Annotated in this window: 23 protein-coding genes and 1 tRNA gene; 12 read left to right on the forward strand and 12 right to left on the reverse strand. The window is 68.6% G+C overall.

Going from position 1 to position 26267, the window contains the following annotated elements; translation table 11 throughout:
* Positions 1-310: 310 nt before the first annotated feature.
* From LOKHON_RS03115 to LOKHON_RS03140, 6 genes are all read left to right on the forward strand, one after another.
* A complete protein-coding gene (locus tag LOKHON_RS03115; RefSeq protein ID WP_017927862.1) occupies positions 311-1144 on the forward strand; it encodes a hypothetical protein in 834 nt (277 codons plus the stop codon).
* A 327-nt stretch (positions 1145-1471) separates the two neighbouring features.
* Positions 1472-2248, forward strand: a complete 777-nt coding sequence (locus LOKHON_RS03120; RefSeq protein ID WP_342670084.1) for an endonuclease/exonuclease/phosphatase family protein — start codon at positions 1472-1474, stop codon at positions 2246-2248.
* Between the two features lie 201 nt (positions 2249-2449).
* Complete coding sequence (gene leuB / locus LOKHON_RS03125) at positions 2450-3556, forward strand: 3-isopropylmalate dehydrogenase (RefSeq protein WP_017927860.1); 1107 nt, start codon at positions 2450-2452, stop codon at positions 3554-3556.
* Positions 3557-3662: 106 nt separating this feature from the next.
* Positions 3663-4628: a DMT family transporter gene (locus LOKHON_RS03130; RefSeq protein WP_017927859.1), complete on the forward strand. Its 966-nt coding sequence runs from the start codon at positions 3663-3665 to the stop codon at positions 4626-4628.
* A 54-nt stretch (positions 4629-4682) separates the two neighbouring features.
* Positions 4683-4759, forward strand: a tRNA-Pro gene (locus LOKHON_RS03135).
* Between the two features lie 104 nt (positions 4760-4863).
* On the forward strand, positions 4864-5886 hold the full coding sequence (locus LOKHON_RS03140) for an aspartate-semialdehyde dehydrogenase (protein WP_017927858.1): 1023 nt from the start codon (positions 4864-4866) through the stop codon (positions 5884-5886).
* A gap of 60 nt (positions 5887-5946) precedes the next feature.
* Here the strand turns inward: LOKHON_RS03140 and LOKHON_RS03145 are convergent, their stop codons facing one another.
* From LOKHON_RS03145 to LOKHON_RS03155, 3 genes are all read right to left on the reverse strand, one after another.
* The gene (locus tag LOKHON_RS03145; RefSeq protein ID WP_017927857.1) at positions 5947-6348 is read right to left on the reverse strand and encodes a response regulator; all 402 of its coding nucleotides are present in this window, start codon (positions 6346-6348) and stop codon (positions 5947-5949) included.
* Positions 6349-6355: 7 nt separating this feature from the next.
* Positions 6356-7438, reverse strand: a complete 1083-nt coding sequence (locus LOKHON_RS03150) for a PAS domain-containing protein (protein WP_017927856.1) — start codon at positions 7436-7438, stop codon at positions 6356-6358.
* 231 nt (positions 7439-7669) lie between these two features.
* Positions 7670-8533, reverse strand: coding sequence for a MurR/RpiR family transcriptional regulator (locus tag LOKHON_RS03155; RefSeq protein ID WP_017927855.1), 864 nt, complete (start codon positions 8531-8533; stop codon positions 7670-7672).
* Positions 8534-8707: 174 nt separating this feature from the next.
* Here LOKHON_RS03155 and LOKHON_RS03160 point away from each other — a divergent pair, with 174 nt between their 5' ends.
* The 6 genes from LOKHON_RS03160 (at position 8708) to LOKHON_RS03185 (ending at position 15131) form a co-directional block, all read left to right on the forward strand.
* Entirely contained in the window at positions 8708-9262 is a 555-nt protein-coding gene (locus LOKHON_RS03160) for a TRAP transporter small permease (RefSeq protein ID WP_017927854.1), read from the forward strand.
* Between the two features lie 3 nt (positions 9263-9265).
* A complete protein-coding gene (locus LOKHON_RS03165; RefSeq protein WP_017927853.1) occupies positions 9266-10540 on the forward strand; it encodes a TRAP transporter large permease in 1275 nt (424 codons plus the stop codon).
* Positions 10541-10598: 58 nt separating this feature from the next.
* Complete coding sequence (locus LOKHON_RS03170) at positions 10599-11630, forward strand: TRAP transporter substrate-binding protein (RefSeq protein ID WP_017927852.1); 1032 nt, start codon at positions 10599-10601, stop codon at positions 11628-11630.
* Between the two features lie 77 nt (positions 11631-11707).
* The gene (locus LOKHON_RS03175) at positions 11708-12943 is read left to right on the forward strand and encodes a diaminopropionate ammonia-lyase (protein WP_245631422.1); all 1236 of its coding nucleotides are present in this window, start codon (positions 11708-11710) and stop codon (positions 12941-12943) included.
* Positions 12943-14199 (forward strand): Zn-dependent hydrolase, encoded by a 1257-nt coding sequence (locus LOKHON_RS03180; RefSeq protein ID WP_110549210.1) that lies wholly within the window; start codon positions 12943-12945, stop codon positions 14197-14199. Before LOKHON_RS03175 ends, LOKHON_RS03180 begins: the two co-directional genes overlap by 1 nt.
* Complete coding sequence (locus LOKHON_RS03185) at positions 14196-15131, forward strand: N-carbamoyl-D-amino-acid hydrolase (protein WP_017927849.1); 936 nt, start codon at positions 14196-14198, stop codon at positions 15129-15131. The genes LOKHON_RS03180 and LOKHON_RS03185 overlap by 4 nt, the downstream gene beginning before the upstream one ends.
* A 309-nt stretch (positions 15132-15440) precedes the next feature.
* Here LOKHON_RS03185 and ccoS read toward each other — a convergent pair whose 3' ends face one another.
* From ccoS to gyrB, 9 genes are all read right to left on the reverse strand, one after another.
* Positions 15441-15602 (reverse strand): cbb3-type cytochrome oxidase assembly protein CcoS, encoded by a 162-nt coding sequence (ccoS, locus tag LOKHON_RS03190; RefSeq protein ID WP_017927848.1) that lies wholly within the window; start codon positions 15600-15602, stop codon positions 15441-15443.
* Positions 15599-17755 (reverse strand): heavy metal translocating P-type ATPase, encoded by a 2157-nt coding sequence (locus LOKHON_RS03195; RefSeq protein WP_017927847.1) that lies wholly within the window; start codon positions 17753-17755, stop codon positions 15599-15601. The genes ccoS and LOKHON_RS03195 overlap by 4 nt, the downstream gene beginning before the upstream one ends.
* Entirely contained in the window at positions 17752-18201 is a 450-nt protein-coding gene (locus tag LOKHON_RS03200) for a FixH family protein (RefSeq protein ID WP_017927846.1), read from the reverse strand. The genes LOKHON_RS03195 and LOKHON_RS03200 overlap by 4 nt, the downstream gene beginning before the upstream one ends.
* Positions 18198-19622 carry a cytochrome c oxidase accessory protein CcoG gene (ccoG, locus tag LOKHON_RS03205; protein WP_026147400.1) on the reverse strand — a complete coding sequence of 475 codons (1425 nt, stop codon included), beginning with the start codon at positions 19620-19622 and terminating at the stop codon, positions 18198-18200. Before ccoG ends, LOKHON_RS03200 begins: the two co-directional genes overlap by 4 nt.
* Positions 19623-19724: 102 nt before the next feature.
* Positions 19725-20636 (reverse strand): cytochrome-c oxidase, cbb3-type subunit III, encoded by a 912-nt coding sequence (gene ccoP, locus LOKHON_RS03210; RefSeq protein ID WP_017927844.1) that lies wholly within the window; start codon positions 20634-20636, stop codon positions 19725-19727.
* Entirely contained in the window at positions 20633-20830 is a 198-nt protein-coding gene (locus LOKHON_RS03215) for a CcoQ/FixQ family Cbb3-type cytochrome c oxidase assembly chaperone (RefSeq protein WP_017927843.1), read from the reverse strand. The genes ccoP and LOKHON_RS03215 overlap by 4 nt, the downstream gene beginning before the upstream one ends.
* Before the next feature lie 10 nt (positions 20831-20840).
* Positions 20841-21542, reverse strand: a complete 702-nt coding sequence (gene ccoO / locus LOKHON_RS03220) for a cytochrome-c oxidase, cbb3-type subunit II (RefSeq protein ID WP_033315474.1) — start codon at positions 21540-21542, stop codon at positions 20841-20843.
* Between the two features lie 67 nt (positions 21543-21609).
* Positions 21610-23211 (reverse strand): cytochrome-c oxidase, cbb3-type subunit I, encoded by a 1602-nt coding sequence (ccoN, locus tag LOKHON_RS03225; protein ID WP_017927841.1) that lies wholly within the window; start codon positions 23209-23211, stop codon positions 21610-21612.
* Positions 23212-23792: 581 nt separating this feature from the next.
* Positions 23793-26207, reverse strand: a complete 2415-nt coding sequence (gene gyrB / locus LOKHON_RS03230) for a DNA topoisomerase (ATP-hydrolyzing) subunit B (RefSeq protein WP_017927840.1) — start codon at positions 26205-26207, stop codon at positions 23793-23795.
* Between the last annotated feature and the right edge of the window lie 60 nt (positions 26208-26267).

A 26267-nucleotide genomic window follows, 5' to 3' on the forward strand; every position in this document is an offset into this window, starting at 1 on the left:
ACGAATTATGCCGTAAGGTCAGCTTGTTACCACCCTTCTTGGTAGGTTCGGCGCGATGGCCTACCAGATGGGCTATCCATAAGACCTGAACCACGGGGGGATGGTCCCATTATGGGTCCATTCCGGCACCGACTCCGTCGCAAAAGCGCCGCAGTTCAAATGCTTCCTGAGAGGCATGCGTTGCCGCCTGGCATGGGAAAGGGCACAAATAGTGGCAGGATTGAGGCATAACGGCCCACAAGGGCCGAGACACGCCGGAACAGAGCCGCGACATTCGAACGTGGCCGCCCGGCGCAGGAATGGGCAGACTATGGTCACGCGACTGACAGGGGGAATCCTGCGGGCGGTGCTGGTGATGTTGCTGATCGCGACACCATCGCTGCTGCTGCAGGCGGGCGGCTCCGGCACACCCGAAATCGTGGCGCTGATCGCGCTCGGCGCGGGGCTGTTCACGGCGGTCGAATACACGTCGCTTTCGCCGAGCCTGGTTGAATTCCGCGACGCGCCGCCCTTCAACCGGATCCGCTTTGCCACCATCGCGCTGTCGGTGTTCCTGCTGTCGCTGCTGGCGCGCGACGGCACCGAACCCTCGACCTTCACCGCGCTCGTCGCGGCGCTGGCCGCGCCGCTGGGCCACGCGCTCGACATTCCCTATTCGCCGGTGCGGCTCGTCATGCTGACCCTGCCCGACGGCACCCCCGCCGCGCTGGCAGACCAGGTCCGCAGCGGCGCCGCGCTGAGCTACCTGCTGTCGCTGGGCTCGCTGGCGAGCTTCGCGGCGCTGCTGCGGTTTCGCGGCTGGCCGATGCGGTCGGGCAATTTCAACGTCTGGATCAACCTGCCGACCTTCGACCCGACCTCGGGGCCGGACGTGATCTGGCGGCTGCGCCGCGACGGGCAGTTCAACCTCGTGCTGGGCTTCCTGCTGCCCTTCGTGGTGCCGGCGCTGCTTTCGATCGGCGTGCCTCTGCTCGGGCCGCTCGATCTGTCGAACCCGCACACGATGATCTGGATGCTGACGGGCTGGGCCTTTCTCCCCGCGAGCCTGCTGATGCGCGGCGTGGCGCTGCAACGTGTCGCCGACATGATCGGCGCCCAGCGCGAACGCGCCTCGGCGCGCGAAGCCGGGCTGATGCCCGCGTGAAAGGCAAGGGGCGCGCAGGCCGCGCCCTTGTCGTGGCCCTTGCCGCCACCCTGCTGGCCGGGCCCGCCCCCGCCGACCCCCTCCGCCTCGCCACCTATGATCCGGGGCTGAGCCGTGACGGGCCCGGCCTGCTGTTGCGCGACATTCTCGCGCGCGAGGCGCAGGTGCTGGACGGCGGCCCGCATCATCGCCCATGCCCGCACCCCGACATCGTGCTGCTCACCGGTTTCGACTGGGACGCGCAGGGCGCGGCGCTCAGCGCCTTTGCCGCCTTGCTGCGGGAGATGGGCGGGCCGGTCTACCCGCACCTCTTCGCGCCGCCCTCGAATGCGGGCCTGCCCTCGGGGGCACGATCTCGACGGCGATGGCCGCACCGGGCGGGCGCGGGACGCGCAGGGCTATGGCCGCTTCACCGGCGACGGCGCGATGGCGCTGCTGTCGCGCCATCCGATCGGTGCGGCGCGCGATCTCGGCGACCTGCTCTGGCGCGACCTGCCCGGCGCCACCCAGCCCCGGCGAAACGGCGCGCCCTTTCCCTCCGCCGGGGCGCAGGCGGCGCGGCTTCTGTCCAGCACCGGCCACTGGGTGGTGCCGGTCAAGACGCCGGATGGCCCGGTCACGCTGATGGCCTTTGCCGCGACGCCGCCGGTCTTCGACGGGCCAGAGGATCTCAACGGGCTGCGCAACCGCGACGAAATCCGGCTCTGGCAGCGGCTGCTCGACGGCGATCTCGGCCCGGTGCCGCCCGCCCCCTTCGCCATCATCGGGCTGGCCAATCTCGATCCCGCCGACGGCGCGGGGCGGCGCGCGACCATGCGTGCCCTGCTTGCCGATCGGCGGCTTGTCGATCCCGCGCCCCGCAGCGCCGGGGGCCGGGCGCATGCCGACCCGGCGCAGTCGGGCGATCCCGGTCTCGACACCGCCGATTGGGACGACCCGCCAGACGGGCCCGGCAACCTGCGCGTCGATTACGTCCTGCCATCGCGCGAGGGGCTCGACGTGGCGGATGCAGGCGTGGTCTGGCCTGCGGCGGGCGATCTCGCGGACATCGCGGCGCGCGCCTCGGCGCACCGGCTGGTCTGGGTCGACCTGACCTTCGACTGAGCCCGCGTCACCGGCCGGTCGCCATGCGTATTTGAAGAATGGTGAAAGGTCACGGCGCCGCATCCCTTTCACCATTCTTCAAATACGCATGGCGCGCCTCATCCGCCGCCGCGGCGCCGAAGCGCCGCGCCCCAACTTGACCCGAGGGCGCTTGCGGGCTACCGCATCGCCATTCCATTCGTTTCAAACCGGAGCGCGCACGTGACCAATCCTTCCCTTCTGATCCTCGCCGGCGACGGCATCGGTCCCGAAGTCATGAACGAGGTGAAGAAGATCATCGGCTGGTATGGCGCCAAGCGCGATCTGGCCTTCGACGTCGAGGAGGATCTCGTCGGCGGCGCGGCCTATGACGCGCATGGCACGCCGCTCACCGATGCCACGATGGAGCGCGCCCAGAACGCCGACGCCGTGCTGCTCGGCGCCGTGGGCGGGCCGAAATACGACACGCTCGACTTCAGCCAGAAGCCCGAGCGCGGCCTTCTGCGCCTGCGCAAGGAGATGGATCTCTACTCCAACCTGCGCCCGGCGCAGTGCTTCGACGCGCTGGCCGATTTCTCCTCGCTCAAGCGCGACGTGGTCGCCGGGCTCGACATCATGATCGTGCGCGAGCTGACGAGCGGAGTCTATTTCGGCGAGCCGCGCGGCATCCACAAGGAGGGCAACGAGCGCGTCGGCGTCAACACCCAGCGCTATACCGAAAGCGAGATCGCCCGCGTCGCGCGTTCCGCCTTCGAACTGGCCCGCCGCAGGGGCAACAAGGTCTGCTCGATGGAGAAGGCCAATGTCATGGAATCGGGCGTGCTGTGGCGCGAGGTCGTGACCGAGATCCACGCGACCGAGTACCCGGACGTGGAGCTCAGCCACATGTATGCCGATGCCGGCGCCATGCAGCTGTGCCGCTGGCCCAAGCAGTTCGACGTGATCGTCACCGACAACCTGTTCGGCGACCTTTTGTCGGACGCCGCCGCGATGCTGACCGGTAGCTTGGGTATGCTGCCCTCCGCGTCCCTGGGCGCGCCGATGGCCAATGGCCGCCCCAAGGCGCTCTACGAGCCGGTGCACGGCTCCGCCCCCGACATCGCGGGCCAGGGCAAGGCCAACCCGATCGCCTGCATCCTGAGCTTCGCCATGGCGCTGCGCTACAGCTTCGACCAGGGCGCCGAAGCCGAGCGGCTGGAAAAGGCGGTGGAACAGGTTCTGGCCGACGGGCTGCGCACCGCCGACCTGCTCGGCCCCGAGGGCGGCAGCCCGATCTCGACCACCGAGATGGGCGACGCGATCCTCGCGGCGCTCGACGCCTCGCTCTGATCGGCCCGGGGCGGACGGGACAGCCCGTTCGCCCCTGCCTTGCATCCCCGGCACGGCTCGGCCATTGCTGGCCATGATTGCCGCCGCGTGAACGAAGGGATGCCGCATGGGACAGAATGCGAAGGGGGCGCTGCTCGCCCTGCTCGCCTTTGGGGTCTTTGCCACGCATGACGTGGTGGTGAAGGTGCTCGGCGGGGCCTATTCGCCGTTCCAGCTCATCTTCTTTTCGGTCACGCTCGCCTTTCCGCTGGCGATGGTCATGATCATCGGCGACCCCGAGCCCGGCACGCTGCGCCCGCGCCACCCGTGGTGGGTCGCGCTCAGGACCGCCGCCGGGCTGCTGACGGCGACCTGCGCCTTCTACGCGTTTTCGGTGCTGCCTCTGGCGCCGGTCTACGCGCTCATCTTCGCCAGCCCGCTGATCATCACCGTGCTGGCGATCCCGGTGCTGGGCGAAAGCGTCGGCCTGCGGCGCTGGCTGGCGGTGCTGGTCGGGCTGATCGGCGTGCTGGTGGTGCTCCGGCCCGGCCAGACCGAGCTGGGTCTTGGCCATCTCGCGGCGCTGGGCGCCGCGCTGGGCGGCTCCACCGCGTCGATCGTGGTGCGCAAGATCGGCCATGACGAACGCCCGATCGTGCTGCTGCTTTATCCGATGATCGCGAATTTCGTGGTGATGGGCCTCGCCCTGCCCTTCGTCTACGAACCGATGCCGATCGAGCATCTCGGGCTGATGGCGCTGATCGCGGTGCTGGGCTGGACCGCGGGACGGATCATGGTGGCGGCCTATTCCACCGGCGAGGCGGTGGTGGTGGCGCCGATGCAGTACAGCCAGATTCTCTGGGCCACCGCCTATGGCGCGCTGTTCTTTTCCGAGCTGCCCGATGGCCCGACCGCGCTGGGCGCGGGCATCATCATCGCTTCGGGGATCTATATCGTGGCGCGCGAGGGGCGCGGCGGCAATTCGGCGCATCGCCCGGTCTCGCAGACCCGCCTGCGCTACGAAACCGGCAGCGCCCCGCGCGCCAGCGTGCTGAAACGATTCCTGCGGCCCGGGCGTTTCCGCGCGGATTGACCGCGCGGACCCCCTTGCAAAGCCCCACGCGAGGCGTTAGGTCGGCGCCACGGTCGGAGTGTAGCGCAGCCTGGTAGCGCACCTGCTTCGGGAGCAGGGGGTCGGAGGTTCGAATCCTCTCACTCCGACCATTTTCCCCCTTCATGACATCTTGTTGCGCCGGAGCGTTCCGGGCGCTTCCCCTTCCGTCGCGAAACGTGTAGGCAGCGCACGAACTTTCAGGAGGCTCCCAATCATGGGCTACAAGGTCGTCGTCGTCGGCGCCACGGGCAACGTGGGTCGCGAAATGCTCAACATCCTGGACGAGCGCGCCTTTCCGATCGAGGAAATCGCCGTTCTCGCCAGCCGCCGCTCGCTCGGCACAGAGGTGAGCTTCGGTGACAAAACCCTGAAGACCAAGGACCTCGCCACATTCGACTTCACCGGCTGGGACATGGCGCTCTTCGCGATCGGCTCGGAGGCGACCAAGGAATACGCCCCCAAGGCCGCCTCGCAGGGCTGCGTGGTGATCGACAACTCGTCGCTCTACCGCATGGACCCCGACGTGCCGCTGGTGGTGCCCGAGGTCAACGCCGACGCGGTGCTCGGCTACACCAAGAAGAACATCATCGCGAACCCGAACTGCTCGACCGCGCAGATGGTTGTCGCGCTCAAGCCGCTGCATGACCGCGCCAAGATCAAGCGCGTCGTCGTCTCGACCTACCAGTCGGTCTCCGGCACCGGCAAGGAGGCGATCGACGAGCTGTGGAACCAGACCAAGGGCATGTATGTCCCCGGTCAGGAGGTCGAGCCCTCGGTCTATCCGCGCCAGATCGCGTTCAACGTGATCCCGCATATCGACGTCTTCATGGAGGACGGCGGCACCAAGGAAGAGTGGAAGATGGTCGTCGAGACCAAGAAGATCCTCGACCCCGCCATCAAGCTCACCGCGACCTGCGTGCGCGTGCCGGTCTTCGTCGGCCATTCCGAGGCGCTCAACATCGAGTTCGAGGACTTCCTCGACGAGGACGAGGCGCGCGACATCCTGCGCGAGGCGCCGGGCATCATGGTCGTCGACAAGCGCGAGGATGGCGGCTACGTCACCCCGGTCGAATGCGTCGGCGATTTCGCCACCTTCATCAGCCGCATCCGCCAGGACAGCACGGTCGAGAACGGCCTGAACCTGTGGTGCGTCTCCGACAACCTGCGCAAGGGTGCTGCGCTCAACGCGGTACAGATCGCCGAAGTGCTCGGCCAGAAGGCCCTGAAGAAGGGCTGACAGGCCAAGGGGCGGCCCCGCATCGCGGGCCGCCCCCCTTTTCTTGACGACGCCGGCGCGTCAGCCCACGCGCTGCATCGCCCCCTGTAAGGCCTGCAGGATCTCGGAGGTGTCGCAGGGCTTTTCCAGCACCGGCGCGCCGATATTGGAAATCGTCTCGCCCAGCCGCTGCAGATCGCCCGAATGCAGCACGAAGGGCACGCCGCGTTCGCGCAACGCCTGGGCGATCGGCAGGCAGGTCTCGGTGTGACCGAGCGACACGTCGAGCAGCGCCACGTCGACCTCGTGTTCCAGCCGCTGCATCCCCTGCCGCAGGTTGCGGCCATAGACGACATGCGCCCCCGCCTCTTCGAGGCATTCGTTGATGTCCATGGCGATCAGCACCTCGTCCTCGACCACGAGAACGGTCTTGCCGGACAGGGGAGAGGCTGCGGAATCGGTCTGGCGGTCCATCATGTTCATCGGGACCTCACAGGCTGGTCGGAAAGTGGATTTCGACATGCAGCCCCTCGGGCCGCCAGTCGTACTGGATGTCGCCCTCGCCGAGCGCGAGCATCCGTGAAATGATCGTCATGCCGATGCCCTTGCGCGCGGCGCCGTTTCCCGGCGCGGGGCCGCCGGTCTCGGTCCAGCCGAGCCCGAGCCTCGCTTCGCCATCGGGACCCTCTTCGAGGCTCCAGTCGAGCCGGACATGACCGTCCGGCACCGAGAAGGCGCCGTGCTTGACCGCGTTGATCGCCAGCTCGTGCAGCGACAGCGCCAGCACCGAGACGACATTGCTGTCGAGCGGCACCTTGCCCCCCACGAGCGTGACGCTCCCGGCCCCCATCGGCGCATAGGGATGGAGCAGGTCGCGAAACAGCTTGCGCGGATCGGTCGGCCCCTCGGTGAAGGACACCTCCAGCATCGCCTCATGCGCGCGGCCCAGCGACCGGATCCGGGCGTTGATCTTCTCGGCCAGCCCCTCGGCGCCGTCGAGCTTGCCGGTCATGGTGACGATCGAGGAGATCACCGCGAACATGTTCTTCATGCGGTGGCTGATCTCGCGCTCCATCATCCGCGCGTGTTTTTCGTCGGCGCGCGCGGCGTGCACGTCGGTCACGTCCCATTGCGAGCCGAAGATGTAGCGCAGCGAGCCGTCGTCATTGTAGATCGGCCCCAGATGCAGCGCGTTCCAGAACGGCGTGCCGTCCTTGCGGTAATTCAGCAGCTCGACGATCACCACCTCTTCGGAGGCGATCGCCTCGCGCAGCTTGCGCACCTGCGCCGGATCGGTGCCCGGCCCCTGCAAGAAGCGGCAGTTGCGGCCGATGATCTCCTCCTCGGAATAGCCGGTCAGCTCGCGGAAGGCGCGGTTGACGAAGACAAGCGGCGCATCCTCGCGGTTCGGATCGGCGAGCGTGATCGCCATGCGGGTCTGGGCCATCGCCTGCTCGAACAGCACGCCGGATTCGCCGCTCAGGCTGACTTGGCCGGCCTGGCTGCGGGCGTTCTCGAACTGCTGCGCGCGGGTTTCGCCTTGCGCCGGGCTGCGATGGGCCTGATCTTTCATGTGCTGCGCGTCCTCGTTTCGATGGCGGGGCCGGTGCCACGCGCCACGTTCAGCGGTGTCAGATAGGGCCGCGCGCAAAAAATTCACCCCCCCTGCCCGGTGAATGGGGACGGACGGGCCGCGCGCCGCCATGCCGGACGCGTTCATGGGGCCCGGGCCGCCGCGGCGGATCGTTTTCCGTCACGCCGCGTTCATCACCGCGAAAACCGCTCCCGCCCCGCGCCCGCGATGTCAGCTCAGCTCGTCGAGGCGCTCATGGACCGTCTCGATGCGGGCGAGATGGGCGCGGCCCTTGGCGCCGGAGCGCTGGAACGCCTCGAAGGCGATCAGCCGCAGCGCGGCCATCGGGCCCGCATAGCTGTCGAAGACGTGCGGGTTCTCCACCGGGCAGGTGATCGTCCACTCCGCACAGGTCGGCAGGATCCGCACCGAGGGGTCGGTGACCAGCAGGATCCGCACCCCGGAGGCCTGCAGCGCCTCGACGTAGTCGCGCATGGGGCGCACGGTGCGCCGCATCGCCACCACGACCGCCATGTCGCCCTTGCCCAGATCGGCAATCCGCTCGGCGATGCTTTCGCCGGGAGAGGAGGGAATCAGGCTGGTGCCGCCGCGAAACTGGAACACCAGCCGCCGGGCATAGCTGGCGAGGAAATGGCTGTTCCTGAACCCCATGAACGCCACCTGCCGCGCCTCCAGAAGCGCCGCGACGACCTGCTGCATCTTGTCCGCGGACAGATCGGCCAGCGCGCCTCTCAGGCAGGCGGCCTCCGCATCCGCAAAGCGGCCGACGACGCCGTTTTCCGCCGCCTCCGCCACCTGGCTTTCGGTGAAGAGCGGCGACCCGGTCTGGCGTGCCTCGCGGGCGGCCAGCCGCATTTCCTCGTAGCTTTCGAACCCCACCCGCTTCACGAATCGCGTGATCGTCGAATTCGACACCCCCACCCGCGCGGCCAGCTCGCTTCCGGGATACATGCTGATATCGCCCGGCGCGGCGAGAATGTGGTCGGCGACCTCTTTCTCGCGGGCGCTGAGTCCCTCATAGGCGGCATGGATGGCACCGACGATGTCGGCCGGCTTGCTGATCGTGACCTTCATCTTGTCCGCCGTCCTCGCATACCGCTCAAAATCTGTACCTTTCCCTTAAAAACCTGCCCATCTTTTGAGGTCAATAGAAAAAACTTTCCAAAAGATTTGACAGACTGGAAAACTGGTTCCAATCTTGCCGCAACGTCGCGTAGCGCTGCGCTATCGCGTTGCCGGGAGGATGGGATGCCAAAGGTCGCCGTGGCCGCAAGGGCCGCAAGTCTCAAGCTCAACAAGCTGGTCGAGATCACCTGCGTCGGGCTGCTGGTGCTGCTCGTTCTCGATGTCTGGCTCGGGGTGCTGGTGCGCTATGCCATACCGCTCCCGCTGACCTTCACCGAGGAGCTCGCGCGGTACCTGATGATCTGGATGGCGCTGCTCGCGGTGTCCTCGGGCATCGCCTACCGCGAGCATATCGGGGTGGAATTCCTGTTCGCCAGGTTCCCGGCCAAGGGGCGGCGCTACCTCGCGGTCGGCTTCGACCTGATCGCCTTCGCCTTCTTCGCGCTGCTGTTCTGGTACGGGCTCGAATTCGTCGAGCGCGGCTTCAAGCGCCAGACCATGATCTTCGACATGCCCAAGGCCTACCCGTTCATGGGCGTGCCGCTCGCCGCGGCGCTGGCCTGCATCCAGCTGCTGCTCACCGCCATTCACGACTTTCATGCCAGCGAGGCGCCGGAGCGGACCGGCGACGCGCTGGCCGGGCTGAACGCGGACGCGCTCGCGCCGACGGAGAACTAGGACATGCTCGTACTCGGTAGCTTCTTCGGCCTTCTGGTCATCGGCCTGCCCGTGGGCTTCACCATCGGGGTGGCGGGGATGATCGGCATCTTCAGCATGGGCCCGAGATTCATGGCGATGGCGCCGGACCGCCTGTTTGCCGGGCTCGACCTGTTCCCCTTCCTCGCGATGCCCTTCTTCATCCTCGCCGGCGAGATCATGAATCGCTCGGGCATCACGCTGGGCCTGGTCAAGCTGGCGGATTCGCTGGTCGGCTGGATGCGCGGCGGCATGGCGCATTCCAACATGGTGGCCTCGGTGATGTTCGCCGGGATCACCGGCTCGGCCACCGCCGACGCCGCCGCCTTCGGCAACACGCTGGTCCCGGCGATGGAAAAGGCCGGTTACACCCGCCGCTTCGCCTGCGCCGTGACCGCGGCCGGGTCGATCATCGGCCCGACCATCCCGCCCTCGACCCTGGCGATCATCTACGGCTCCCTGATGGGGGTTTCGATCGCCGGGCTGTTCGCGGCGGGCATCCTGCCGGGGCTGCTGATCTGCGCGATCTGCATGATCGTGATCGCCCTGCTGGGCAAGCGGCTCAACCTGCCCAAGGGCACGCAGAAGCCGAGCATCCGCTCGGTCTGGGCGGCGCTCCGCGAAAGCTGGCTCGCCGCCATCCTGCCGATCTTCATCCTCGGCTCGATCCTGGGCGGCATCGCCACCCCGACCGAGGCCGCCGCCATCGCCGTCTTCTACGCGCTGGTCGTCGGCGGCGTCGTCTACCGCGCGCTGAGCTGGCAGGATCTCTACGAGATCGCGGTGCGCACCACCCGCATCACCGGCGTCATCTTCCTGATCATCGCCTCGGCCACGATCCTGGGCTGGTGGATGGCCTTCAACCAGATCCCGCAGGCCATCGCCGAGGCGGTGCTGTCGGTCTCCGAGAACCCGACCGTGGTGATCTCGCTCATCCTCGGGCTGCTGCTGGTGATCGGTCTGTTCATGGACATCAACGCGACGCTGATCATCCTCGCGCCGGTGCTGGCGCCGCTGACGCTGCAGATCGGCATGGACCCGGTGCATGCCGGCATCATGATCATCCTCGCGCTCAACATCTCGCTGATGACACCGCCGGTCGGGGCCTGCCTGTTCGTTCTCGCCTCGGTGACCAGGGAAAGGGTCGAGGCGATCACCTCGGCGCTGTGGCCCTTCATCCTCGCCGAATTCGCGGTGCTGCTCGTCGTCGCCTACTGGGCCGACCTGACGCTGTTCATCCCGCGCCTGCTCGGCCTGTGAGCCCGTTTCGACCCCGATAACAACCAAACCAAGAAACCTGCCAACTGGGAGCCTGACCATGAAACTGAAGACCCTCGCCCTCGGCGCGATCCTTGCCGGCAGCGTCGCCCTGCCCGCCCTGGCACAGGACGTGACGATGCGGCTCGCCCACCTGAACCCCGAAGACCCGCTCAAGAGCCATTCCGGCGCCATGGCCTCGGTCTTCAAGTCGCTGGTCGAGACCGCCTCGAACGGCGAGATCGAGGTCCAGCTCTTTCCGAACGGCCAGCTCGGCAAGGACAACGAGGTGATCGACCAGGTCAGCGCCGGCATCGTCGAATCGACGATCTCCTCGGCCGGCGGCGTGGCGCAGCACTACCCGCTGGTCGGCGTGTTCGACATCCCCTTCGCCTTTCCCAATATCGGCGTCGCCAGCCGGGTGATCGACAAGGACAGCGCCTTCGGCCAGGAATTCGTCGCCGACCTCGAGGCCGAGACCGGGCTCAAGGTGCTGGGCCTGCTCGACTCGGGCGGCTTCTTCGCCTTCACCAACAGCGAACGCCCGATCAAGACGGTCGAGGACATGGAAGGCCTGCGCATCCGCACGATGACGCTGCCCACCCACGAGGCGCTGGTGACCTCGCTCGGCGGCAAGCCGACGCCGCTGCCCTGGGCCGAGGTCTACACCGCGCTGCAGACCGGCGTGGCCGACGGCCAGATGAACCCGGTCCCGGTCATCGCCTTCGCCAATTTCGACGAGGTGCAGACCTACCTGTCGCTGACCAACCACATCATCACCCCCTATGTCTGGGCGATGAACCAGGACTTCTACGACGGTCTGAGCGACGCGCATCGCGAGATCGTCGACTGGGCCTCGGAGGTCGCCACCGATGCCGGCCGCTCGATGTCGCGCATCATCGAGGCCTCCGACGAGGGCCTCGCCAAGCTCTCCGAGAGCATGGAGGTCAACGTCGTGACCCCCGAGGAGCAGGCGAAGTTCGCCGCCGCCACCCAGCCCGCCGTGCGCGCCCTGATCGAGGAGAAATACGGCGAGAAGGGCCTGCAGATGCTCGAATCGATCCAGAGCTCGGTCGAGGCCGCGAAGTTCTGACCAAGGTTCCGCCCGGACCCGGACGACGCCGTCCGGGACCGGCCCCACCCCCAAGACAACACCCGAAGGAGATCGACGTGCAGACTGCAAGTCGCGTGACACTGGCCTGTGATGGCGAGATCATCCGCAATCCGCTGGCCGACCCGAATGCGGCCTATGGCGCGGCACAGGAGGCGATCCTGAGCGAGGCCGGCCTCGCGCAGGCGCGCGCCGCCATCACCGCCTGGCCGGGCTACGCGACGACGCCGCTGCACCGGCTGGACGGGCTGGCCCGCGAGGCCGGAATCGCCGCGCTGCACTACAAGGACGAGGGCCCGCGCTTCGGGCTGGGCAGCTTCAAGGCGCTCGGCGGCGCCTATGCCGTGGCGCAGCTGCTGCGCCGCGAGATCGCCGCGCGCCGGGGCGGCGAGATGCCCGCGATGGAGGAGATCCTGCGCGGCGACCACCGCGACGTGGTGCGCGGGATCACCGTCTGCTGCGCCACCGACGGCAATCATGGCCGCTCGGTCGCCTGGGGCGCGCGGACCTTCGGCTGCAACTGCGTGATCTTCATCCACGCCACCGTCAGCGAGGGCCGCAAGACCGCGATCGAGGCCTATGGCGCCGAGGTCCGCCGCACCACCGGCAATTACGACGACTCGGTGCGCGAGGCGCAGCACACCGCCGGGCGCGAGGGCTGGTTCGTGGTCTCCGACACCTCCTATCCCGGCTATACCGAGATCCCCAAGGACGTGATGCAGGGCTACGAGCTGATGGCGGCCGAGGCCGACGCGGCGCTGGCCGAGCCGCCGACCCACATCCTGCTGCAGACCGGCGTCGGCGGCATGGCCGCCGCGGTGGCGGCCTATTTCAAGCGCCGCTACGGCGCGGCGCGGCCGAAGATCATCCTCGCCGACCCGATCAAATCGGCCTGCTGGGCCGAGACCATCCGCGAAGGCGTGCCGACGGCGGTGCATGGCGATCTCGACACGCTGATGGCCGGGCTGGCCTGCGGCGAGATCTCGATCAACGCCTGGGAGGTGCTGCGCGACAGCTGCGACGCGGTGGTGACGGTGTCGGACGACGACGCGATCGCGCTGATGAAGGCGCTGGCGGCGCCGGACACCGGCGACACGCCGATCGTCGCCGGGGAATCGGCGGTGGCCGGGCTGGCCGCGCTGTTCACGCTGATGCGCTCCGAGGCGGATCGCGCCGCGCTGGACCTCGGGCCCGATGCGCGGGTGCTGGTCTTCGGCACCGAGGCCGACACCGACCCCGTGCTCTACCAGCAGCTCGTCGGCCGCAGCGCCGCGCAAGTCCTGAAGGTGGCATGATGGCGCCGGATCTTCGCATCGACCTCGACCGCCTGATGGGCCGGCTGCGCGCCCTGGGCGAAATCGGCGCCCTGCCCGGCGGCGGCGTCAAGCGGCTCGCGCTGAGCGACGCGGACAAGGCCGGGCGGGATCTCGTCTGCGGCTGGATGCGCGATCTCGGTCTCGATCTCACCACCGACTGCATCGGCAATGTCTGGGGGGTGCGCCGCGGCCGCGAGGACACCGCCCCGGTCGTGATCGGTTCGCATATCGACACGGTCGCCACCGGCGGGCTCTATGACGGCAATCTCGGCGTCCTGGCCGGGCTCGAGATCGTCGAGACCCTGAACGACGCCGGGATCGAGACGCGCCGCCCCGTCGCGGTCGGCTTCTTCACCAACGAGGAAGGCGCCCGCTTCGCGCCCGACATGATGGGCTCGGGCGTGGCCCAGGGCGCGCTCGATCTCGACGACACGCTCGCCACCGTGGGCATCGACGGGCAACGCGTCGGCGACGAGCTGCGGCGCATCGGCTATGCCGGCGACGCGCCCCCCCTCGCCCTGAAGCCCGACAGCTTTCTCGAGCTGCATGTCGAACAGGGCCCCGTGCTCGAACGCGAGGGCATCGCCATCGGGGCGGTGACCGGCGTGCAGGGCATCTCCTGGACCGAGTTCACGGTGACGGGCGTCTCCAACCATGCCGGCACGACGCCGATGGCGATGCGCCACGATGCCGGCGTGGTCGCGGCCCGGATCGCGCTCGAGGCGCGCGCGATCGCCGATGCGTTCGGCCCGCCGCAGGTGGCGACGGTGGGCGCGTTCCGGCTCGAGCCGGACCTGGTCAACGTCGTGCCCCAGAAGGCGGTGCTGACCGTCGATCTGCGCAACACCGACAACGTCCGGCTGATCGAGGCCGAGACGCGGCTGCGCAGCACGGCGCGCAAGGCCGCGGCCGAGGAAGGCTGCACGGTCGAGCTGCGCAGCCTGGCCCGGTTCGACCCGGTCGAGTTCGACGAGGGGCTGGTGGCCGCGATCGAGACCGCCGCGGCGGAGCTGGGCCACGGCGTGCGGCGCATGCCCTCCGGGGCCGGGCACGACGCGCAGATGTTCGCCCCGAACTGCCCGACGGCGATGGTCTTCGTCCCCTCGCAGGACGGGCTCAGCCACAACATCAACGAATACACCGCGCCCGAGGAGATCCGGGCCGGCGTCGACGTGCTGTTCCGCGTGGCGCTCGCGCGCGCCGGGGCGGACATCCTTGCGGAGCAGGACCAATGAACAGACAATATGTTGTAGCCGCCGCGCAGCTCGGCCCGATCGCCCGCGACGAGTCGCGCGGCTCGACCGTGGCGCGGATGGTCGCGCTGATGCGCAAGGCCAAGAGCCGCGGCGCCGAGGTCGTCGTGTTTCCCGAGCTGGCGCTGACCACCTTCTTCCCGCGCTGGTATCTCGAGGACGAGGCCGAGCTCGACCGCTTCTACGAGACCGCCATGCCGAGCGACGAGACGCGGCCGCTGTTCGACGCGGCGGTCGAGCTCGGCCTGGGCTTCTATCTCGGCTATGCCGAGCTGGTGCAGGAAAACGGCCGCAAGCGGCGCTTCAACACCTCGATCCTGGTGGACAGCAGCGGCGAGATCGTCGGCAAGTACCGCAAGATCCACCTGCCCGGCCATTTCGAGCACGAGCCTTGGCGCCCGTTCCAGCATCTCGAGAAGCGCTATTTCGAGCATGGCGATCTCGGCTTTCCGGTGCATGACGCCTTTGGCGGCACGATGGGCATGTGCCTGTGCAACGACCGCCGCTGGCCCGAGACGTTCCGCGTTCTGGGCCTGCGCGGCGCCGAGATGGTCATGCTGGGCTACAACACGCCGCTGCACTACCCGCTCGCGCCCGAGCACGACCACCTGCAGAACTTCCACAACCACCTGTGCATGCAGGCCGGCGCCTATGCGAATGGCTGCTGGGTGGTGGCGGTGGCCAAGGCCGGGCACGAGGAGGGCTGCGACCTGATCGGCGGCACCTGCATCATCGCGCCCACCGGCGAGGTCGTGGCCCAGACGCAGGGCTTCGGCGACGAGCTGGCGCTGGCGGAGGTGGATCTCGATCGCTGCAAGGAGATCCGCGAGAACATCTTCAACTTCGCCCTGCACCGCGAGCCGGAGGATTACGCCCCCATCTGCGCGCCCAAGAGCGCGAGCGCAGCCGCGTGACCGGCCTCCGGCCGGTCTAGCCCGCCGACAGCCCCACGGCGCGCAGGGCCCCTGCGCGCCGCGAGATCCGTCCGCGACCCAATAATGCATGCAGAACGCGCGTTTCCCCGCATGGCAGCGGCGTTGACGCCCCCCCGGACAGGGCCGGATTTCAGCAGACCTTCGGTTTTTCGAGACCACGGCCCCGGACGAATGCCGGGTCTCGCGGATACCCAGAGGGCTGCTTCACGCGGATGCGCCGCTCCCGGCGCGCCGTTGCGGCCACCGCCGCCAAGGCCCCATGCGGCCAAAGCCGGGCAACGCGACCGACTACCCGTCCTCGGGCGCCGCATCCCATCTGTCGTTCAGTATTCTGGCCTTGTCCCCGTCCGGGTCTTCGTACTGATGCGATTTCAGGGTCCAGAGAAACCCCAGCAGCCCCAGCCCCCCCAAGAACAGCGACACCGGTATCAGGACCACCAGGACATTCATCGAATTCGCCTCGCCGCGTTGAGACTGACCGTGAGCGAAGAGCTCGACATCGCCAGCGCCGCCAGCCAGGGCGTTGCGAAACCTGCCAGCGCCAAGGGAATGGAGACCGCGTTGTAGAGCAGTGACAGCCAGATGTTCTGGCGCATCCGTCGCACCGCGCCGCAGGACGCCCCGAGCGCGTCCGGAACCGCGGAAAGATTGTCGCGAAGAAGCACCAGATCCGCCACGTTACGCGCCGCGTCGAGCGCGCTGCCCGGTGCGATCGAGGCATGGGCCTCGGCCAGGCCGCCCGTGTCGTTCAGGCCGTCACCGACCATCAGGCAGGTCCGGCCCTCGGCCCGGCGGGCCCGCAGCCAGTCCATTTTCTCCTCCGGCGACATGCGCGCCTCGAAACGCGCGATGCCCAGGGCATCGGCCAGCCGCGTCACGGGCGCCGGGGCGTCGCCCGAAAGCAACGCGACATCATAGCCCAGCGCGCGCAGCTCCGCGATGCACTCCTGCGCGTCGGCGCGGGGCGTCTCCTCGAAGCAAAAGGCGAAGAGCGCGCCGCTGGCATCGCGCAGCGCGACCAGTGTCTCGTCGGAATCGGCGGCCAGGCCGAGCCAGCCGGGGTTGCCCAAGGCCACGCTGTGGCCGTCATGCTCGCCCTCGACGCCGCGACCGGGCAGCTCGCGCAGCCGCTCCACCGGTGCCGGCGAAAGACCGCGCGCGCGGGCGGCGGCGCAGATCGCGCGCGACAGCGGATGCGCCGAGCCGCGCGCCAGCCCCGCTGCCAGGGCCAGGACATGGTCGGGCGGATCGCCGGCAAGCGCCAGCTCGCCGGTCGTCAGGGTGCCGGTCTTGTCGAACACCACGAGGTCGATCTCGGACATCCGCTCGAGCGCGGTATGGGATTTCACGAGGATGCCACGCCGGAACAGCCAGCCGGTCGTCACGGTGGAAACCGCCGGCACGGCGAGGCCGAGCGCGCAGGGGCAGGTGATCACCAGCACCGAGATCGCCACGTCGAGCGCATGCCAGGCATCGGCGGTGGCCCACCACCAGCCGAGAAACGCCCCCGCGCCCAGCAGGTGCACCACCGGGGCATAGATCCGGGCGGCGCGATCCGCGAGGCCGGAATGACGCGAACGCTGGTTCTCGGCCGCGGCGACCAGATCCGCCAGCCGCCGCAGCCGCGTATCCGCCCCGGCGCGCCGCACGTCGAGAATGAGCGGGCCACTCAGATTGGTCTCGCCCGCCGAGACTTCGCCCCCCGGCCCTATCGCCTGCGGCCGGCTCTCGCCGGTCAAGGCAGAGCGGTCGAGATCGCTTTCGCCCTCGGTCACCACCCCGTCGGCCGGCACCCGGTCCCCGGGACGAATGCGGATCAGGTCGCCCTCGACGAGGTCGGCCGCTCGCACGATCTCCTCGTGACCGTCGCGCAACCGCAGGGCCTGCGGCGCCTCCAGTGCCGCGAGCTCGGCCGCCGCCGAGCGGGCCGCCTGCCGGCCGGCATGGTCGAGATAGCGGCCGATCAGCAAAAAGAAGGTCAGCGCCAAGGCCGCATCGAACCAGCCCGGCCGCTCCGCCCCCTCCAGCGCGCCCATGAGCGAGACCAGCGTCGCCAGCGCGATGGCCAGCGAAATCGGCACGTCCATGTTGAGCCGCCCCGCCGAGACCGCCCGCAGGGCCGAGGCGAAGAAGGGCCGCGCCGCATAGGCGACGGCGGGCAGCGCGATCAGCGCCGAGACGAGGTGGAACAGCTGCGCCGTCGCCTGCGCCGCGCCGGACCACACCGCCACCGACAAAAGCATCACGTTCATCATCGCGAAGCCCGACACCCCGATCCGCAGGATCAGGTCGCGCCCGGTGCTGTCGCGCCCGGCCAGCAGGTCGGTGTCCAGAAGCTGCGCCCTGTGACCCTCCGCCGCGAGCGCGTCGATCACGCCGCCCGCGTCGCGCCCGTCGGTGCACAACAGCACCCGCTTGCGGGTCAGGTTGACTCGCGCCTCGCGGATGCCGGGCAGCCGCGCCAGCGCCGCCTCGACCGAGGCGATGCAGGCGGCGCAATGGATATCGGGCAGGTGCAGCACGAGATCGGGCCGCGCGACCGTCGCCGTGGGCGCGGTTTCGGGCAGCGGCGCGGCCGCGCAGGCCGGGCAGGCCGCGGTCATTGCCGGACCCGCAGGGTGATGCGTTTCTCGAACGGCGTGCCGTCGGCCGCCTCGGCCTCGACATCGATCCGCCACAAGCCGGGCGTGAGATCGAGCGCGACCGGCTGGCCATCCGCCGCCTCAAGCGACAGCGGGCGGGCGCGTTCCGTCGGCCGCCCGATCGCGACAGCGAGATGGGCCGGCGTGACGATCCGGCCCTCCCGGTCGCGCAATTCCAGCCGCAGCGCGCCGTCGGCATGGCTTGCCTGCACGGCCCAGCCCAATCGTTCCTGCGCCGCGCGGCGGCGTTCGAAGCTCTGGCTGGCGACGTAGCTGCTGTCGACCTCGAGCCCCGAGAAGCTGCCCACGGCCTGGGTCGCCATGGTCAGATTGACCCCGATGATCACGGCGAAGGCCCCCGTGAAGAGCCCGAGAACGTGGCGCCCGGTAAGCTCTCGTTTCGTCATGATTTTTCTTTCCCGTTGAAGCTGGTGTCGACCGAGGCGCGCGCGCCGCCATCGGCGGCCTCGGCCCAGATCCGCAGCGCGCTGCGATGGTGCGTGGCGGGCGCCGAGCCCGGCGGCGCGGTCACGTAGATCCGCGCCAGCGCCTGGGTGTCGGCGGGCACGGTGACGACCGGCTGCGCCGCGCCCTCGACCGAGAGCGCCAGCCCCGTCTCGCCGCCCAGAGACAGGGCGAAATCCACCGGCGTGCCGGTCTTGTTGCGCAGCCGCAGGTCATAGGCGTTGCGGATGCTGCCATCCGACAGCGTCACGAAGAGCGGGTTGCGCTCGGGCGCGACCGTCAGCTCGAGATCCGCGCGCATGAACAGCATCGCCACCAGCGCCACGCCGATCCCGGCCCAGAGCGCGGCATAGAGGATGTTGCGCGGGCGCAAGACGTGCTGCCGCGCCGGGCGCGGGGCGGCGCCGGCCGCCTCGCGCGGGGCGTCCGACAGCGCGAGGTAATCGATCAGGCCCCGGTCGCGGCCGGTGCGCGCCATGACCTCGTCGCAGGCGTCGATGCACAGCGCGCAGGTGATGCAGGCCATCTGCTGGCCGTCGCGGATGTCGATCCCCATCGGGCAGACATTGACGCAGGCGCTGCAATCGATGCAGTCGCCAAGGCTTTCGGCGGCGGCGGTCTTGCGGTGCTTGCCGCGCGGCTCACCACGCCAGTCGCGATAGGCGACGGTCAGCGTGCCCTCGTCCATCATCGCGCCCTGGATGCGCGGCCAGGGGCACATGTAGATGCAGACCTGCTCGCGCATGAAACCGCCGAAGACGAATGTGGTGGCGGTCAGCACGAGGATGGTGGCGTAGGCCACGGGCGGGGCGGAGAACTGCGCCAGATCGCGCGCCAGCGTCGGCGCGTCGGTGAAGTAGAACACCCAGGCGCCGCCGGTCATGAGGCCGATCAGAGCCCAGACCGTCCACTTGGTCAGCCGCAGCCGCCACTTGCGCGCCGACCACGGCGCGGCGTGCAGCCGCAGCCGGGCGTTGCGGTCGCCGTCGATCCATCGCTCGACCAGGATGAACAGGTCGGTCCAGACCGTCTGCGGGCAGGCATAGCCGCACCAGACCCGGCCCAGCGCCGCGGTGAACAAAAACAGCCCGATCCCGGCCATGACCAGAAGCCCCGCGACGAAGTAGAACTCGTGCGACCAGATCTCGACCATGAAGAAGTAGAACCGCCGGTTCGCGAGATCGACCAGCACCGCCTGGTCGGGCAGGTCCGGTCCGCGATCCCAGCGCAGCCACGGGGTGAGGTAGTAGATCCCCAGCGTCACCGCCATGATCTGCCATTTCAGCCGGCGGTAGAACCCCGAGACCCGGCGCGGGAAGATCGGCACCCGCGCGGCGTAAAGTGAGGATGGTCGTGACGTCATCTGTTCCGTCCTGTCTGCCGCCCCCCTTCTGCATCGCGGCAGCGGGGGCGGCATTGACGTGGATCAATTCAGGGCAGCGCCCTTGTCGTTCCCGGGCGCGCCTCAGCCGGGCTCGGCATTCAGTGCCGGGCCAGCCCCGAGCTGCCGTTCATCGGCCTCGCCGCCGCCGAGCTGGTGCACATAGGCCGCGAGGGCGCGCAGTTCGGCCTCGTCGAGCCGACCGCCCCAGCCCGGCATCACGCCATAGGGGCCTTTCGCGATCACCCGGGTCAGGGTCTCGGCATCGCTGCCGTAGAGCCAGATGGCGTCGGTGAGGTCGGGGGCGCCGATCGCGCGGTCGCCGCGCGCATCCGCGCCGTGGCACGAGGCACAGTTGTCGGCGAAGAGCATGCCGCCCTCTCCCGCCTCCGGGTCGACGCCCTCCGGCAGCGCCCGGACATGCGCGACGAGGCTGCGGATCTCGTCGCGGCCGAGGAAATCGCCGAAGCCCGGCATCTGCGAGAAGCGCGTCTCGGGATCTTCCTCGTTGCGGATGCCGTGGCGGATGGTGTGGGCGATCTCCTCGATCTCGCCGCCCCAGAGCCAGTCGTCGTCGAGCAGGTTCGGATAGCCCACCGCGCCTGCCGCGCCCGCGCCGTGGCACTGCGAGCAGTTGGTGCGAAACAGCGCCGCCCCCGCCTGCACGGCAAAGCGGTGCAGATCGGGGTCGTCGTCGCGCAGGGCCGCCAGATCGGCGTCGAGCAGCCCCGTCCAGCTTTCGGTCTGCGCCGCCTCGACCGCGCCGATCTGCGCCGCGACCGCGCCACGTGTGGACCAGCCCAGAACCCCGGTCGTCGCGCCCGACACCAGCGGCCAGGCCGGGAACAGGATGATGTAGCCGATGCCCCAGACCACGGTGGCGTAGAAGGTCCACAGCCACCAGCGCGGCAGCGGGTTGTTCAGCTCGCGGATGCCGTCCCATTCATGGCCGGTGGTCTCGGTGCCGGTGATCTCGTCGCGCTCGCCCCCGCTCATTGCCCGGCCTCCCGCTTCGCGCCGCGCTGCAGCGGCTGTTCCGGTTCGGGCGAGAAGATCAGCCGCGCAGCGTCGTCATGCAGCGGCCGGCTGCCGGGCCGGAAGGCCCAGAGGATACAGCCGAGGAAGAAGCCGAACATCATCAGCAGCACCCAGCTGTCGGCGATCTGTCGAAGTATCGAGTAGGTGTCCATCGCGCGTCCCCTATCGGCTGGCATCTGCGGTGAAGGTGGAGAAGTCGACCAGCGTGCCGAGCATCTGGAGATAGGCGATCAGCGCATCCATCTCGGTCAGACCGGGGTTGCCGTCGAAGTCGCGGGCCTGCGCGCCCGGGTAGCGCTCGAGCAGCCCGCCATGATCGCCCATCGGGTCGGCCTGGGCCCGGAAATCGGCCTCGGCGGTCTCGATCATCGCGTCGCTGTAGGGCACGCCGACCAGCCGGTGGGTGCGCAGGAGCGCTGGGGCGTCCTCGGCCGAGAGCGGCCGGCGTTCGAGAAAGTCGTATTTCGGCATGACGCTTTCGGGCACGACCGATTGCGGATCGCGGAAGTGATCGACATGCCATTCGTCCGAGTAGCGGCCGCCGACCCGCGCGAGGTCCGGGCCGGTGCGCTTGGAGCCCCACTGGAACGGGTGGTCGTACATCGATTCGGCGGCGAGGCTGTAATGGCCGTAGCGCTCGACCTCGTCGCGCATCGGGCGGATCATCTGGCTGTGGCAGACATAGCAGCCCTCGCGCACGTAGATGTCGCGCCCGGCCAGCTCCAGCGGCGAGTAGGGCCGCATGCCGTCGACCTCCTCGATCGTGTTCTCGAGCCAGAACAGCGGCGCGATCTCGACGATGCCGCCGATGGTGACGACGACGAAGGACAGCACCAGAAGCAGCGTGGCGTTGCGCTCGATCATGCCGTGACGGTCGATCAGCCGGGGCTTGCCCGCCGGGGCGGTCTGGGTGGTTTGCTCGGTCATGGGATCACTCCGCGGCGATGGTGTCGGTGGGGGCGGTGGTGCGGGCCGGCGCGCCGCGCACGGTCATCCACATGTTCCAGACCATGATCAGCGCCCCCGCGAGGTAGAGACCGCCGCCGAGCGCGCGGATCACGTACATCGGGAACTTGGCGGCGACGGTGTCGGCGAAGGAGTTGACGAGGAAGCCCTGGTCGTCGACCTCGCGCCACATCAGGCCCTCCATGATTCCGGTGACCCACATCGCCGCCGCGTAGAGCACGATGCCGATCGTCGCGAGCCAGAAGTGCCAGTTGATCGCGGCGTTGGAATACATGCGCTCCCGGCCCCAGAGCTTCGGCGTCAGGAAGTAGAGGCAGCCGAAGGTGATCAGCCCGTTCCAGCCGAGCGCGCCGGAATGCACGTGGCCGATGGTCCAGTCGGTGTAGTGCGACAGCGAGTTGACCGCGCGGATCGACATCACCGGCCCCTCGAAGGTCGACATGCCGTAAAAGGCGAGGCTGGCCACGAACATGCGGATGATCGGGTCGGTGCGGATCTTGTCCCAGGCGCCCTCGAGCGTCATCAGCCCGTTGATCATGCCGCCCCAGCTCGGCATCCACAGGATCACCGAGAACACCATGCCCAGCGTCGAGGCCCAGTCGGGCAGCGCGGTGTAGTGCAAATGGTGCGGACCGGCCCAGATATAGAGGAAGATCAGCGCCCAGAAGTGGATGATCGACAGCTTGTAGCTGTAGACCGGCCGGCCGGCCTGCTTGGGCACGAAGTAGTACATCATGCCGAGGAAGCCCGCGGTCAGGAAGAAGCCCACCGCGTTGTGGCCGTACCACCACTGGGTCATCGCGTCCTGCACGCCGGCGAAGAGCTGCACCGACTTGGAGCCCCAGATCGAGACCGGGATCGACAGGTTGTTGACCACGTGCAGCATCGCCACGGTGACGATGAAGGCGAGGAAGAACCAGTTGGCGACGTAGATGTGCCGCTCGCGCCGCTTCAGGATCGTGCCGAGATAGACGGCGAGGTAGGCGAGCCAGACCACGGTGAGCCAGATGTCGACATACCATTCCGGCTCGGCGTATTCCTTCGACTGGGTCGATCCCAGCAGGTAGCCGGTGGCGGCGAAGACGATGAAGAGCTGATAGCCCCAGAACACGAACCAGGCGGTGTTGCCGCCCCAGAGCCGCGCCGCGGAGGTGCGCTGCACCACGTAGAACGAGGTCGCGATCAGCGCGTTGCCGCCAAAGGCGAAGATCACCGCCGAGGTATGCAGCGGCCTGAGCCGCCCGAAATTCGCCAGCCCCTCGGACCAGTCGAAGTTCAGCGCCGGAAAGGCCAGCTGCAGCGCGATGAAGACGCCGACGAGAAAGCCCACGACGCCCCAGAAGGCGGTGGCGATGACGCCGGCGCGCACCGGTCCGTCCATGTAGCCCGACAGGTCGGGCGCGGGCCGCGGCTCGCCGGTGCGGCGCAGGGCGCGCAGCAGCAGCCCGCCCGCGACGATCATGACGATGGCGGCGTGCAGGCTATAGGCGGGGTCGCGCCCCCAGTCGGCCGCGATCGCGGCCAGCAATGTGACCAGAGCCAGCAAGGGGATCTTCAGGTAATCCATGCGTGTCGTGTCCCTCGGCTTCGACCGCGCTCGGGGAGCGGCGCGGCATTCCGATGGGCGATGCCACGTTTCGCCATGGGCGGGCTTTGACATGGATCAAATCGGCCGGGCTCTTTCGCGGGTGCGTCCCTGCGCGGATCCGCCCGACGGATGGTTCAGGCCGATCGCCGATGCAGGCGCGGGTCCAGATCGGCGGGCGCCGCGCTTTCCGGCGCTGGCGGGCCGAACGGAACCACAGCCCTTGGCCACCGCCCGATCAGGGTCCCGGCCATATGCGGGGGGCTCTGCCCGTCGCGGGCTGTGCGATGTCGCAAGGACGGCCGGGCGGCGTCCATGGCGGTCATGGTGTCGTGCCGGCGCGCCCCATCCCGCCGGTCGCGTGGCGGCTTTTTTCACATGCAGCGACGCTGGCCGAGCACGCGGCAGTCACCGCGCCCGGCCATACCAAGCCAATGCCGCGCTGGCTTCACGAGGTGCGCGGATGCTTTTGCGCGCCGCCCAGTCGCGGCGCGCTTCGAACGCCGGATCGGAAACCGCGCGCCGAAACCCCCGGTTTTCCGTCTCCGGCTCCCTCGGCCGCTTCAGAAGTCGAGATGCTCGACGTTGAGCGCGTTCTGCTGGATGAAATCGCGGCGCGGCTCGACCACGTCGCCCATCAGCTTGGTGAACAGATCGTCGGCCTCGGTCGAATCCTCGATCCGCACCTGCAGCAGCGTCCGCGCCTCGGGGTCCAGCGTGGTTTCCCACAGCTGGTCGGGGTTCATCTCGCCCAAGCCCTTGTAGCGCTGCAGCGTCAGGCCGCGCTGACCCTCCTCCAAGATCGCCGCGAGCAGGTCGAGCGGGCCGTGGATCAGCTGGCGCCGCTCCTTGCGCACCAGCGTCGCGGGCAGGTCATAGATCTCCTGCAGCGATTTCGTGAAGCTGCCGGTCTTGCGCGCCTCGCCCGAGCGCAGCATCGGCCCGTCGAGCGTGCGCACCTCCTCGACCCCGCGCAGGATCCGCGCGAGCCGGATGCCGTGATCCTGCGTGATCCGGCCCTGCCAGCCGCGCTCGTATTCAAGCGCGATCAGGTCGAGCCGCTTCGCCACCTTGTCGGCCACGCCCTGCAGGTCGGCATCGACCGCGCCGGGCACGAAGGCACCCGAGATCGCCGCCTGTTCGAGGATGTGGCGCGGGTAATGCGTCGGGAAGGCGTCGAGCACGCGGCGCAGCTGGCGCGCCTCCTCGACCACGCGGCGCAGGTCGTTGCCGGTGATCTCCTCGCCCGAGCCGAGCCGGAGCGTCGTGCCGTCGGTGCCCTGATGGATCAGGTATTCGTCCATCGCGGCCTGGTCCTTGAGATAGACCTCGGACTTGCCGCGCGACACCTTGTAGAGCGGCGGTTGCGCGATATAGAGATGCCCGCCCTCGATCAGCTCGGGCATCTGCCGGAAGAAGAAGGTCAGCAGCAGCGTGCGGATATGCGCGCCGTCGACATCGGCGTCGGTCATGATGACGATCTTGTGGTAGCGCAGCTTATTGATGTCGAACTCGTCGCGGCCGATCCCGGTGCCGAGCGCCATGACGAGGTTGCCGATTTCCTGGCTGCCGAGCATCCGGTCGAAGCGCGCGCGCTCGACGTTGAGGATCTTGCCCTTGAGCGGCAGGATCGCCTGCGTGCCGCGATCGCGCCCGGTCTGGGCCGAGCCGCCCGCCGAATCCCCCTCGACGAGGAACACCTCGGTCTTGGTCGGGTCCTTCTCGGAGCAGTCCTTGAGCTTGCCGGCGAGGAAGTTCACGTCCATCGCGGTTTTGCGGCGGGTCAGTTCGCGCGCCTTGCGCGCGGCCTCGCGCGCCAGCGCCGCCTCGATGATCTTGCCGACGATCTGCTTGGCGATGTTGGGGTTTTCCTCGAACCATTCGGAAAGCTTCTCGCCCACGAGGTTCTCCACCGCCGGGCGCACCTCCGACGAGACGAGCTTGTCCTTGGTCTGCGAGGAGAATTTCGGGTCCGGCACCTTCACCGACAGCACGCAGGTCAGCCCCTCGCGCGCGTCGTCGCCGGTGAAGGACACCTTCTCCTTCTTGGCGATGCCGGAGGACTGCGCATAGGCGTTGATGGTCCGCGTCAGCGCGCCGCGAAAGCCCGCCATGTGGGTGCCGCCGTCGCGCTGCGGGATGTTGTTGGTGAAAGGCAGCACGGTTTCGTGGAAGGTGTCGTTCCACCACATCGCCACCTCGACGCCGATGCCGTCCTTTTCGCCCTCGATCCAGATCGGCTCGGGCATGACGGCGTGCTTGGAGCGGTCGAGATACTTCACGAACTCGCGCACGCCGCCTTCGTAGAACAGCTCGGTGTGCAGCGGCTGTGCCGGGCGGTCATCCTCGAGGATGATGCGCACCCCGGAGTTGAGGAAGGCCAGCTCGCGCAGGCGCTTTTCCAGCGTCTCGAACACGTAGTCGAGATTCGAGAACGTCGTGGTCGAGGCGAGGAACCGCACCTCGGTGCCGGTCTGCTCTGTGTCGCCCACCACCTCGAGATGCTTCACGGTTTCGCCACGCTCGAAGCGGGCGACGTGTTCCTTGCCATCGCGCCAGATCCGAAGCTCCAGCCAGTCCGACAGCGCGTTGACGACCGAGACGCCGACGCCGTGCAGGCCGCCCGACACCTTGTAGGAGTTCTGGTCGAACTTACCGCCGGCATGCAGCTGGGTCATGATGACCTCGGCCGCCGAGACACCCTCTTCGCGGTGCATGTCGGTGGGGATGCCGCGGCCATTGTCGCGCACGCTGACCGAGTTGTCGGCGTGGATCTTGACCTGCACGAAGTCGGCGTGACCGGCCAGCGCCTCGTCGATGCCGTTGTCGACCACCTCGTAGACCATGTGGTGCAGGCCCGAGCCGTCATCGGTGTCGCCGATATACATGCCCGGACGCTTGCGGACCGCATCCAGGCCCTTGAGAACCTTGATGGAATCGGCGCCGTAGGCGTTGGGTTGCAAAGCGGGTTCAGCCATGGGGGAAATCCTCGGGACGTTTCCGGCGGAATATACGACCCGTGGTGGAGGATGTCACGA

It is taken from the genome of Limimaricola hongkongensis DSM 17492 (assembly GCF_000600975.2).
Lineage (GTDB): Bacteria > Pseudomonadota > Alphaproteobacteria > Rhodobacterales > Rhodobacteraceae > Limimaricola > Limimaricola hongkongensis.

Coding starts and splice junctions, on each gene's coding strand:
- LOKHON_RS03115 (WP_017927862.1), top strand. CDS start 311: ATGGTCACGCGACTGACAGGGGGAATCCTGCGGGCGGTGCTGGTGATG.
- LOKHON_RS03120 (WP_342670084.1), top strand. CDS start 1,472: ATGCGGGCCTGCCCTCGGGGGCACGATCTCGACGGCGATGGCCGCACC.
- LOKHON_RS03130 (WP_017927859.1), top strand. CDS start 3,663: ATGGGACAGAATGCGAAGGGGGCGCTGCTCGCCCTGCTCGCCTTTGGG.
- LOKHON_RS03140 (WP_017927858.1), top strand. CDS start 4,864: ATGGGCTACAAGGTCGTCGTCGTCGGCGCCACGGGCAACGTGGGTCGC.
- LOKHON_RS03145 (WP_017927857.1), bottom strand. CDS start 6,348: ATGAACATGATGGACCGCCAGACCGATTCCGCAGCCTCTCCCCTGTCC.
- LOKHON_RS03150 (WP_017927856.1), bottom strand. CDS start 7,438: ATGAAAGATCAGGCCCATCGCAGCCCGGCGCAAGGCGAAACCCGCGCG.
- LOKHON_RS03155 (WP_017927855.1), bottom strand. CDS start 8,533: ATGAAGGTCACGATCAGCAAGCCGGCCGACATCGTCGGTGCCATCCAT.
- LOKHON_RS03160 (WP_017927854.1), top strand. CDS start 8,708: ATGCCAAAGGTCGCCGTGGCCGCAAGGGCCGCAAGTCTCAAGCTCAAC.
- LOKHON_RS03165 (WP_017927853.1), top strand. CDS start 9,266: ATGCTCGTACTCGGTAGCTTCTTCGGCCTTCTGGTCATCGGCCTGCCC.
- LOKHON_RS03170 (WP_017927852.1), top strand. CDS start 10,599: ATGAAACTGAAGACCCTCGCCCTCGGCGCGATCCTTGCCGGCAGCGTC.
- LOKHON_RS03180 (WP_110549210.1), top strand. CDS start 12,943: ATGGCGCCGGATCTTCGCATCGACCTCGACCGCCTGATGGGCCGGCTG.
- LOKHON_RS03185 (WP_017927849.1), top strand. CDS start 14,196: ATGAACAGACAATATGTTGTAGCCGCCGCGCAGCTCGGCCCGATCGCC.
- ccoS (WP_017927848.1), bottom strand. CDS start 15,602: ATGAATGTCCTGGTGGTCCTGATACCGGTGTCGCTGTTCTTGGGGGGG.
- LOKHON_RS03195 (WP_017927847.1), bottom strand. CDS start 17,755: ATGACCGCGGCCTGCCCGGCCTGCGCGGCCGCGCCGCTGCCCGAAACC.
- LOKHON_RS03200 (WP_017927846.1), bottom strand. CDS start 18,201: ATGACGAAACGAGAGCTTACCGGGCGCCACGTTCTCGGGCTCTTCACG.
- ccoG (WP_026147400.1), bottom strand. CDS start 19,622: ATGACGTCACGACCATCCTCACTTTACGCCGCGCGGGTGCCGATCTTC.
- ccoP (WP_017927844.1), bottom strand. CDS start 20,636: ATGAGCGGGGGCGAGCGCGACGAGATCACCGGCACCGAGACCACCGGC.
- LOKHON_RS03215 (WP_017927843.1), bottom strand. CDS start 20,830: ATGGACACCTACTCGATACTTCGACAGATCGCCGACAGCTGGGTGCTG.
- ccoO (WP_033315474.1), bottom strand. CDS start 21,542: ATGATCGAGCGCAACGCCACGCTGCTTCTGGTGCTGTCCTTCGTCGTC.
- ccoN (WP_017927841.1), bottom strand. CDS start 23,211: ATGGATTACCTGAAGATCCCCTTGCTGGCTCTGGTCACATTGCTGGCC.
- gyrB (WP_017927840.1), bottom strand. CDS start 26,207: ATGGCTGAACCCGCTTTGCAACCCAACGCCTACGGCGCCGATTCCATC.